The organism is Frankia gtarii, from assembly GCF_025403375.1.
In the GTDB taxonomy this organism is placed as follows: Bacteria; Actinomycetota; Actinomycetes; order Frankiales; family Frankiaceae; genus Frankia; species Frankia gtarii.
Genome location: NZ_JAMPTM010000269.1, coordinates 1 through 9023, shown reverse-complemented (window position 1 = coordinate 9023; position 9023 = coordinate 1). Strand labels below are relative to the sequence as shown.

9 protein-coding genes and 1 pseudogene are annotated in these 9023 nt (G+C 72.9%); 5 read left to right on the top strand and 5 right to left on the bottom strand.

What is annotated here, in order from left to right; all coding sequences use genetic code 11:
* A pseudogene (locus NBZ83_RS26525) lies at nucleotides 1-329 on the top strand (MMPL family transporter); the annotation flags it as partial.
* On the opposite strand, the gene NBZ83_RS26520 reads toward NBZ83_RS26525, so the two are convergent.
* Nucleotides 257-1474 carry a sensor domain-containing phosphodiesterase gene (locus NBZ83_RS26520; RefSeq protein ID WP_261569110.1) on the bottom strand — a complete coding sequence of 406 codons (1218 nt, stop codon included), beginning with the start codon at nucleotides 1472-1474 and terminating at the stop codon, nucleotides 257-259. The pseudogene NBZ83_RS26525 and the gene NBZ83_RS26520 overlap by 73 nt on opposite strands.
* A gap of 219 nt (nucleotides 1475-1693) precedes the next feature.
* Here NBZ83_RS26520 and NBZ83_RS26515 point away from each other — a divergent pair, with 219 nt between their 5' ends.
* Nucleotides 1694-1876, top strand: coding sequence for a hypothetical protein (locus NBZ83_RS26515; RefSeq protein ID WP_261569131.1), 183 nt, complete (start codon nucleotides 1694-1696; stop codon nucleotides 1874-1876).
* Nucleotides 1877-1890: 14 nt separating this feature from the next.
* Here the strand turns inward: NBZ83_RS26515 and NBZ83_RS26510 are convergent, their stop codons facing one another.
* Nucleotides 1891-2154, bottom strand: a complete 264-nt coding sequence (locus NBZ83_RS26510; protein WP_261576009.1) for a DUF2277 domain-containing protein — start codon at nucleotides 2152-2154, stop codon at nucleotides 1891-1893.
* Between the two features lie 219 nt (nucleotides 2155-2373).
* On the opposite strand from NBZ83_RS26510, the gene NBZ83_RS26505 reads away from it, so the two are divergent.
* The gene (locus NBZ83_RS26505; protein ID WP_261569130.1) at nucleotides 2374-2862 is read left to right on the top strand and encodes a hypothetical protein; all 489 of its coding nucleotides are present in this window, start codon (nucleotides 2374-2376) and stop codon (nucleotides 2860-2862) included.
* Between the two features lie 49 nt (nucleotides 2863-2911).
* Here the strand turns inward: NBZ83_RS26505 and NBZ83_RS26500 are convergent, their stop codons facing one another.
* The gene (locus tag NBZ83_RS26500; protein ID WP_261569108.1) at nucleotides 2912-3859 is read right to left on the bottom strand and encodes a DMT family transporter; all 948 of its coding nucleotides are present in this window, start codon (nucleotides 3857-3859) and stop codon (nucleotides 2912-2914) included.
* 240 nt (nucleotides 3860-4099) lie between these two features.
* Here NBZ83_RS26500 and NBZ83_RS26495 point away from each other — a divergent pair, with 240 nt between their 5' ends.
* Nucleotides 4100-4996, top strand: a complete 897-nt coding sequence (locus tag NBZ83_RS26495) for an oxygenase MpaB family protein (protein ID WP_261576008.1) — start codon at nucleotides 4100-4102, stop codon at nucleotides 4994-4996.
* A gap of 191 nt (nucleotides 4997-5187) precedes the next feature.
* Here the strand turns inward: NBZ83_RS26495 and NBZ83_RS26490 are convergent, their stop codons facing one another.
* Nucleotides 5188-5676 carry an SRPBCC family protein gene (locus NBZ83_RS26490; RefSeq protein ID WP_261569106.1) on the bottom strand — a complete coding sequence of 163 codons (489 nt, stop codon included), beginning with the start codon at nucleotides 5674-5676 and terminating at the stop codon, nucleotides 5188-5190.
* 272 nt (nucleotides 5677-5948) lie between these two features.
* Here NBZ83_RS26490 and NBZ83_RS26485 point away from each other — a divergent pair, with 272 nt between their 5' ends.
* On the top strand, nucleotides 5949-6770 hold the full coding sequence (locus tag NBZ83_RS26485; RefSeq protein WP_261576007.1) for an SAM-dependent methyltransferase: 822 nt from the start codon (nucleotides 5949-5951) through the stop codon (nucleotides 6768-6770).
* Between the two features lie 9 nt (nucleotides 6771-6779).
* Here the strand turns inward: NBZ83_RS26485 and NBZ83_RS26480 are convergent, their stop codons facing one another.
* A complete protein-coding gene (locus tag NBZ83_RS26480) occupies nucleotides 6780-8963 on the bottom strand; it encodes a GAF domain-containing SpoIIE family protein phosphatase (RefSeq protein WP_261576006.1) in 2184 nt (727 codons plus the stop codon).
* Between the last annotated feature and the right edge of the window lie 60 nt (nucleotides 8964-9023).

The following is a 9023-nucleotide window of genomic DNA, read 5'->3' as shown; positions in this document are numbered from 1 at the left end:
CACCCCCGCCGCGCCGCGGCTCGCGCCGCCGCCTGCTCTCGGCCGGGGCGCCGACGTCGAGCGGGCGCTCCGGCCTGGTCCGCCTGTACATCTCGGCGTGCGCCACCCACCTCGCCCGCGGCGCGAGCGCCGCCGGCGGCGGCGTGTCCACCGCCCTGGGTGATGTCCTGCCGTCGTTCCCGCAACCCCGGTCACCGGAGGGCATCCGTCCGGCGTCGCCCGCGACGGGGGAGTCCGTCCGGGCGATCGGGGCTGCTCACTCGCCGGCGGCGACGCAGGCGTCGCGCAGCACGGGGGTGGGGGAGCCGAGCAGGAATCCCTGGCCGTAGCGGATGCCGGTGTCGCGGGTGGTGAGCAGCTCGCCGGCCGTCTCGATGCCCTCGGCGACCACGCCGCCGCCGATCTCCTCGGCGACGTGCACGAGTCCCGTCGCGACCGCGCGCCGCGCCGGATCGGTGTCGATGCCCTGGGTCAGGCTGCAGTCCATCTTGATGATCTCCGGCCGTAGCCGGACGAGCTGCTCCAGCCCGGAGTAGCCGGCGCCGACGTCATCGGCGGCGAACCGGACCCCGATCCGGCGCAGTCGGTCCAGGTCGCGGGTGACCTCGGGGGCGTCGGTGATCCGCTGATGCTCGGTGATCTCCACCAGGAGGCGCTCCGCGTCCGTTCCAGCGATCATCTCCACCAGGCCGGCGGACAGGGTGGTCGCCGAGGCGTTGACGGCGAGGCCGATGTGCGCGGGGATCCGGGGGAGCGCGGCCAGCGCGCGGCGCACCGCGGCGAGCTCCAGCTCGACGGTCAGCCCGACCGCCCCGGCCGCCACGAACCACTGCGCGGTGCTGCGGCAGGGGTCCGGGAACCGGGACAACGCCTCCACCCCGACGATCCGCGCCCGTTCCAGGTCGAACACCGGCTGGAAGGCGAGCGTCGGGCCGCCCTGGTCGATCAGACGGCTGACGTCGAGCCAGAGCTGGCTGTGCGTCTGCCACATCCGGTGCAGATCGGACACCGAGTCGCGCAGGATCTCGGCGAGCATCAGCAGGAACTGGGCGTCCCGCTCGCGCAGCTCGCGGTGGGGCCGATGGCCCAGGCAGCCGAGCACACCGTAGATCGTGCCGTCGCCGGTCACGACCGGCGCGGCGACGTAGGAACGGATGTCGAGCTCACGCACGGCGGGCGAATCGGCGGTGCGAGGGTCGGCGAGGGTGTCCGGGATGAGCGTCGGCAGCTGGCCGCTGAGGACCCCGGCGTACAGGCCCCTGCGCCGGCGCACGGTCGATCCCTGGGTGATGTGGAAGGAGTCGCCGTCGCCGCTGAGGGCCTGGATGACGAGCATGTCGCCCTCGATCCGGCCGAGCCAGGCCGTGTCCATGTGCAGGTGCCGGCGCAGCACTGCGAGCAGCTCGACCACCGCCGCCGACGGGGTGGGGACCTCGGCCGTCGGCCCGAGCGACGTGGCCGTACGCACCGTCATCCGCCTTCACCTCCCCGCGAGGTGTCTGTTCCCGCGACCGCGTCCATGCACACCCGCACCGACCACCGCGCTGCCCCTAATGAAGACAAACCTGCAGGTCAGCGGCTTGTTTGTCGTCAGCACCAGATCGGAGCAAATTCGGTGCTTTATGCACGTGAGGGCGGGAAGGGATGACGGTAAGGGCGCAACGCCGCGGAGCCGACCAGGTGGAGTGAGCACGTGACCATGTTCGACAGCTTGTTGCACGGCCTTGACAACCAGGAGCAGGACCGCACGAAGGAGCTGATCGCCGACAGCGTGGCCACCGATCGCGCCGACGCACTCGCGGGCAAGGCGCCGGACCGGCTCGTCGACTCCGGCAGCCGCCGCCGCCGTTCCCGGGCCGAGACCCAGCGCCGATAGTGGGCCGATAGTGGCTAGCCGGTGACCCGGGCGCGTACCTCCGGGCGTCGCAGTGGCGGCACCGTCGAGGGCGGCTGGCGACGGGCCGGCAGCGCGTCGAGCAGCCGGTGCACCGAGGCCGCGACCTCGCGGACAGCCGTCTCGAAGGCCTCGTCGACCGTGGCCGGCGGTTGGCGCAGGCCACTGATCTTCCGCACGAACTGGCGGGCGGCGGCCTGTACTTCGTCGGCGGTCGCGGGCGGCTCCAGCCCCCGCAGTTCGGTGATGTTGCGACACATATCGCAACGGTAACGGCCGCGTCCGTCCGTGAGCCGTCTCTCCTCCAGGTGCCTCCAGACGTTTCCAGCCGCCACCTCGGGGCCCTTCGATTGTGGTCTTCCCCGGAAATCACATGCCGCAGGACGCCGGCAAGGGGGAAAATACCGAGGGGTGCAGTGTCGTCTCCATGCATGGTGCGGGACATGGCGGCATTCACCGTCGAGGGGAGTCGAGGGCTCATGGCGGACGGGTACTACGGCGAGTCGCCGGGTGGAAACCGGAGATCGGGCCGGCGCGGTGAGCGGTTCGCGCAGGCGCGCCGCCTGGCCGGCCAGGCTCGTCAGGACCGCACCACCTCGTGGTACATCCCGCTGGTGCTCACGGTGATCGCCGCCGGAGCGTCGTTCGACGCCTTCGGGCGCGCCTTCGGGTTCCTCTACGCCCTCGTGCTGACGGTCGCCTTCGTCGCGCTGACCTGGACGACGATCCGGCTCATGCCGTCGGTGTCCGACGAGCTCAACGTCTCCCGCATCAGCGGGCCACGCAAACTCTTCGCGGTCGCGAACACCCCGGTGCGCACCCGTGGCGTGTTCGTGCTCGCCGCCGCGCTGCCCGTCGCGATCGCTCTGATCAAGACGGTCGGCTTCTTCGTGCTCGGCGGGATCCTGCTCGTCGGCGTCGTGGTCGGCGCCGCGGTGGCCGCCGCCTGGGTGTTCGAGCGCCGCTAGCCACTGACCCTCGTGCGCGAGCGGGACGACCCCTCACCGGGCCGGGCGTCTAGGACCCTGCGTCACCTGCGAGGCGGACCTCGGCCATCACCAGACAGACGACGGCGGACAGGAGCAGCAGAGTACCGATCAATGTCGCCGCCGAGAGCTGCTCTCCGAGCAGCGTGACCGCGAGTACGGCGGCACCCACCGGCTCGATCAGCATGATCGCTGACGTGGTGCCGGCGCGCACGACCGCCGCGCCGGCGAAGTAGAGCGGATAGGCCAGTGCCGTCGGCACCACGGCCACATACGCGAGGAGCACCAGCACCCGGCCGAGGTCGGTGGTGTGCGGCATGAGTCCTCCTGCCGCGGCCAGCGGCAGCAAGGCCGCGGCTCCGATGCCGAAGGCCCACGCCGTCGTGACGGACGGGTCCTCGCCGCCACCCGCGCGCCCGATCCACCGGGCCAGCAGCGTGGCCAGGGCGTATCCCGAGGCGGACAGCAGCGCGAGCACAACACCCGGCGGACGCACCGTTCCGCCCCGATTGCCGAGGACAAGCACCGTCAGGCCGCCGAGTGCCACAGCCACCGCCACGATTCCCTGTCCCAGCCGCTCACCCAGCATGAGTCGCGCGCCCACGGCGGTGAGTACCGGCCCAGCTCCCAGCGTGACGATCGTGCCCACTGCCAGCCCCGTCGTCGCGACCGCCCCGAAATAGGCGGTCTGGAACACGGCGAGGCCCAGACCCGTCCCCACCCGCAGGAACAGCCGTCGGCGCCGGGGCTGCACGGCCACGTGGGCCCGGTTCGCCGAACGGGACGGCCATACCGCTCGGCCTACGAGCAGCACGAACAGGCCACTGACGAAGCGCCAGAAGGACACGGCCACCGGCCCCAGATCGCTGGATCGGCAGACAAGGTCCACCGCGGCTCCGGTGGTGCTCCAGGTGGCACCGGCAACAGCCAAGTACAGCAGGCCGCGCCCGATGGGCAGGGGGACAACAGTATTCGACACTGTGCGCTCTCCGCGTGAGGAAGTGGTCGTGTGATTCCCTCTGCGGGCAGCACGACCGGCGCGCCGGGTGTCGTCCCCCGGTGCGTTGGTCTTCCCTGGCAGCCCGCCCTACGCGGCGGGAGGTGAGAGCACTGTCGAACTCATGACTGCCACCTTAGAGGGGACGCCGCATCGGCGCCCACAGCAGCAGGATCGCGCGGCGACGAACCAGCGCATCATGGGGTAATGGTTGGTGTGCGGATGACCCGCGGTTCCGACGATGTGCGGGCCTGGCTCGGTGGCCACGTCCTGCAGCGCGTCGCCGGTCCGCAGGGCCCTCGCCGGCGGGAACAGATCTTCGAGGCCGAGGGTGAACGCTGGTTCGGCGAGGATCGGCCGATCCGCCGTGTGCACGCGGACGCGGCGATGTTCGTCGGTGGGCTGCGCGCGCTGCTGCTGCAGTCGCTGCACCCGCTGGCCATGGCCGGCGTGGCGGGGCACTCGGACTTTCGGCGTGACCCGTGGGGCCGGCTGCAACGCACCAGCTTCTTCCTCGCGGCGACGACCTTCGGGCCGGCCGAGGAGGCCGAGCGGGCCGTCGCCCGGGTCCGCGGGGTGCACCGGCAGGTCCGCGGGGTGGCACCCGACGGGCGCCCCTACGCCGCCGGCGACCCGCACCTGCTGCGCTGGGTACACGTAGCCGAGGTGGACAGCTTCCTCGCCGCGTTCCAGCGCTACGGCACCGGCGGCCCGCTGGACGCCGACGAGCGCGACGCCTACATCGCCGACGCCGCAATCGTCGCCGACCGGCTCGGCGCCGCCGACCCGCCGCGTACCGAAGCGGAGCTGGCGCGAGCCCTGCGCGAGTTCCGCCCCGAACTCGCCGGCACCCCCGAGGCCCGAGCCGCCGCCCGCTACCTGCTGCTGCAGGCGCCGCTACCACTGGTGGCGCGGCCCCCTTACGGCGCGCTGGCGTCGGCGGCCGTGGGACTGATGCCCGCCTGGAGCCGCTGGCCGCTACGGCTGCCGTACCTGCCCGCGGCGGAGGCGACCGTCGGCCGCCTGGCCGGTCACGGCATCGTCTCGGCCATCCGCTGGGCCACCCGCCCAGCGCCGGCATCACCCGGAGCCGACCCCGGCCGGCGAGATACCTCGTGACCGATCCGGTCGCCCCGACTCCGGCCACCGGCAACTGCCGGCGCCCCAGGGCCGTGGTCCGCCATGTAGATCTGGCACGAGCGGGTGTCGGCAGGCAGACGGACGTGCTCGGCGACCGGGTCTCCCAGGCCAGAGGGCACTTTCTCGTTCACCACACCGATCACCGGACAAACCCGACGGTGCATCCAGGCTCAGGCGTCCGTGGTGGGGAAGGTGACCACCCGGTCGAGGTTGGCCAGCGACTTCTCCAGCATCGTCAGCGGCACCACCGGCCAGCTCACGCGGGCCTTCCACTTCTCCGACACGCCGCTCCAGTCGCAGTAGGAGGTGACGTCGGTGGTGTGGTCGTCGACCGGCGCGAGGGTGTAGCCGTAGACGTGGCCGATCGGGGGGTGGTCGATGCCGCCGACCGTCCACTCGACCAGGGCATCCGGCTCGATGCGGGTGACGACGTTGCGAACGCGGTACTTGCCCATCGGAATGTCGCCGAGTGGCTCGCGGTCCATGTCCATCTCGAAGGCGTCGCCGGCGCTCGTCACGCGCCGGGCGTCCCCGGCGGCCACGAGCATGCCCGACCCGTCGATCTTGACGTGCCCGGCGGGGTCCGTGACGAGCTCGAAGATCCGCCCGGTCGGGGCGGAGATCCGGCGGGTGGTGGAGATGCGCTGCTCATCGGCCACGGGTGTTCCTTCGTGTCGAGGCGGATCCGGAGGGATCCGGATGGATCAGGGGTGCCGTGCCGCCGGCCGCGACCGCGGATATGCGGTGATCCGAGTCACGCCCTTACGTTGTATATGCCGCGACTGGTCGGCGCTCAACCGATATCGGCGCCGATGGCCGGCGGCCCGCCTCCGCGGCTCTCCAGCAGCGGGGTTCATCTCCACGTATTACCGTGTGCCCGGCAGTGGCGTTCTGCCAGCCTTGTCGTCCCGTGGACCTCCGGAGATCACCCATGACAGCCGACGTGTCGCCCCAGCAGAACCCGGGCGCCCGGATCGACACCTCCGTGCCGCACTCGGCGCGGATCTGGAACCACTGGCTGGGCGGCAAGGACTCCTATTCGGTGGACCGGGTGGCCGGCGACGAGTACCTCAAGGTCTTCCCCGGCATCGCCGAGCTGGCCCGCGCCTCCCGCGGCTTCCTCACCCGGTCGGTGACCTGGCTCGCCACCGACGCCGGCATCCGCCAGTTCCTCGACATCGGCACCGGCCTGCCCACCGCCGACAACACCCACGAGGTCGCCCAGCGGGCCGCGCCCGACTCCCGGATCGTGTACGTGGACAACGACCCGCTGGTGCTCGTCCACGCCCGCGCGCTGCTCGTCGGCACCTCGCAGGGCGCCACCGACTACCTCGAGGCCGACCTGCGCGACCCGGCCGCCGTCCTGGCCGGCGCCGCGCGCACCCTCGACCTCGACCGGCCGGTCGCGCTGATGCTCATGGGCGTGCTGGGCCACATCGCCGACGACGCGGAGCTGCGCCGGATCCTCGACGCCCTGCTGGCCCCGCTCGTCCCCGGCAGCTACCTCGTCAGCTACGACGGCACCCTGCCCGCGGGCGGCGGGGAGTTCGACGCCGCCCAGGACGAGTACAACGACAGCGGCGCGGTGCCCTACATCCTGCGCACCCCGGAGCAGCTCGCCCGCCGCTTCGACGGCCTCGAACTCATGCCGCCCGGGGTCGTCCCGCACACCCACTGGCGGCCCGCCGCCACCCCCGATGGCAGCCTTCCCCCCGCCGTCGACGGCTACTGCGGCGTGGCCCGCAAGTCCTGACGGGCGAGGTCAGCCGAGGCGGACGGCGAGCAGGGCGATGTCGTCCTCGGTGTCGGAGTCGCGGCCCAGCGCGGCCAGCGCCCGGTCGCAGACCTCCTCGGGGGTGCCGTGCGCCGCCGCCCCCGCCCGCAGCAGCTCCATCCCCTCGTCGACCGGTCGGCGGCGGTCCTCGACCAGGCCGTCGGTGAAGAACAGCAGGGTGCTGCCCGGCTCCACCGTCAGCTTCGTCTCGGGGTAGTCCGGCAGGCCGGCGGTCAGCGGCGGTCCGGGTTCGACGAGCAGGTAGCGGGCCGGTTCCCGCGGGGGGATCAGCAGCGGGGGCAGATGCCCGGCGGAGGCGAGGACGAGCTGGCCGTCGACGGGGTCGAGCAGCGCGAACGCCGCCGTCGCGATCCGACCCTGCTCGAGCCGGTTGGCCGCGGCGTCGAGCAGGGCGAGTACAACCGCGGGGCTGGTCTGGGCGACCGCGTGCGCGCGCACCGCGGCGCGCAGCTGGCCCATGATCGCCGCCGCGTGGATCCCATGGCCCATGACGTCACCGATGACCAGCGCGATCCGGCCGTCGTCGAGGGGCAGCACGTCGTACCAGTCGCCGCCCACCAGCGCCCCGGCGCTGCCGGGCAGGTAACGCCAGGCGAAGGCGAGCCCGGGGAGCTCGGGCAGGCGTTGGGGCAGCAGACTGTGTTGCAGCGTGACCGCGGTCAGCCGCTCCTGCTCGTACTGGCGGGCGTTGCCGATCGCCACCGTCGCCCGGTCGACGAGCTCGGCGACCACCCGTTGCTCGTCGTCCTCGTAGGCCCGCCCCTCGGCGGCGGCGAGGCCGACCGCCGCCACCGGCCGCCCGCCGAGCACCATCGGCAGGGCCAGCCGCGTGCCGTCCGGGGAACGGGCCGGCCGGCCGGTGCGCAGCGCCTGCGTCATGCCCCCACCGTCGGGGAAGCCCTGGCTGGCGGCGACGATCTCCACGCCGCCGTCGTCGTCGAACCGGCACGCCGCCGCCTGCCCCGCATGCCACGGAACGAGCAGGCTGACCAGGTGCTCCAGGATGCGCCGGGTGTCCAGGGTGGAGGTGAACAGGTCGGTGGCGGCGGCGAACAGCGCGGTGCGTTCCCGGGCATCCCGCTCGACGGTGAACAGCCGGGCCCGTTCCAGTGCCAGCGCGGTCTGCGTCGCCAGGGCCTGGACGAAGGCCCGCTCGTCGTCGTCGAACAGGCGGGAATGGTCGAAGGAGAACCGCAGGGCACCGAGGGTACGGTCCCCGACGAACAGGGGCAGCACGCACATCGACACCGCCGTGGGTTCAAGCTCGGCGAGGTCGGGATAGCGGTGGTCGCGCTCGCGGCGCGACTCCAGCCACACCGGCTCGCCGCCACGCAACGCATCCGTCGCCGGCAGCCGGTCGTCGAGCCGCTCGGCGCGCAGCGCCGCGATCATGCTCTCCCCGTAGCCGACAGACCCGGGGATGGCCAGCCGCCCGGCGCCCTGCGGGATCAGCAGCACGCCGCCGCTGGCGCCGAGGGCCTTCGCGCCCTGCGAGACGACGGCGGCGGCGACCTGCTCCGGGGTCGTCGCGCGGGCCAGGGCGGCGGTGACCCGTTGCAGGCGGGCGGAACGCTCCGCGATGCGCTGGGAGGCGACGACCACGTCGAGGGTGTCCAGCAGGTACTGCTCGAAGCTGCGGGTCGTCACCGTGCCCTCGCGGCGTTCGGCGGCGTGCAGCTGCTCGACCAGCGAGCCGATGTACCACCGCCGGAACGCCACATGCTGCGGCGGTGACTCGACGGTGAGCAGCCTGGCGGCGCGCGCGTAGTCCTCGATCTCCTCCAGCGCCGCCAGGTACTGCTCGGCGTCGGCCGCCGTGCTCAGCGGGAGGACCAGCTCCAGCGGGGTGCGCGGCCGCCCGGCCGACGCGGCCGCCAGCGCCTGCCGTTTGATCGCCTGGCGGGGCCCGGCGAAACGCGTCGTGACCGTCCCCAGTAGTTCGGCGAGCCGCTCCGGCACCGCCGCGCTGGCACCGGACGCCGCGCCGCCCGCGGCCAGCGCGAACTCCCGCACCAGGCCGTCGACGTGGTGCTTCGCCCCGAGCAGCAGATCGGTGGGCACGTCGCCGAGACGGACCAGGTGCCCCGGTGACGACGTGGGCTGCCCGCTCGCGGACAGGACGATCGTGCCGACTCCACGCAGGCCGCTCATGCCCCTGATCCCGACAGCCTGATCCCCCGCCGGAGAAGTCCGTGCGGGGGGAGTCCGGGT

Coding starts and splice junctions, on each gene's coding strand:
- NBZ83_RS26520 (WP_261569110.1), bottom strand. CDS start 1,474: ATGACGGTGCGTACGGCCACGTCGCTCGGGCCGACGGCCGAGGTCCCC.
- NBZ83_RS26510 (WP_261576009.1), bottom strand. CDS start 2,154: ATGTGTCGCAACATCACCGAACTGCGGGGGCTGGAGCCGCCCGCGACC.
- NBZ83_RS26505 (WP_261569130.1), top strand. CDS start 2,374: ATGGCGGACGGGTACTACGGCGAGTCGCCGGGTGGAAACCGGAGATCG.
- NBZ83_RS26495 (WP_261576008.1), top strand. CDS start 4,100: ATGACCCGCGGTTCCGACGATGTGCGGGCCTGGCTCGGTGGCCACGTC.
- NBZ83_RS26485 (WP_261576007.1), top strand. CDS start 5,949: ATGACAGCCGACGTGTCGCCCCAGCAGAACCCGGGCGCCCGGATCGAC.
- NBZ83_RS26480 (WP_261576006.1), bottom strand. CDS start 8,963: ATGAGCGGCCTGCGTGGAGTCGGCACGATCGTCCTGTCCGCGAGCGGG.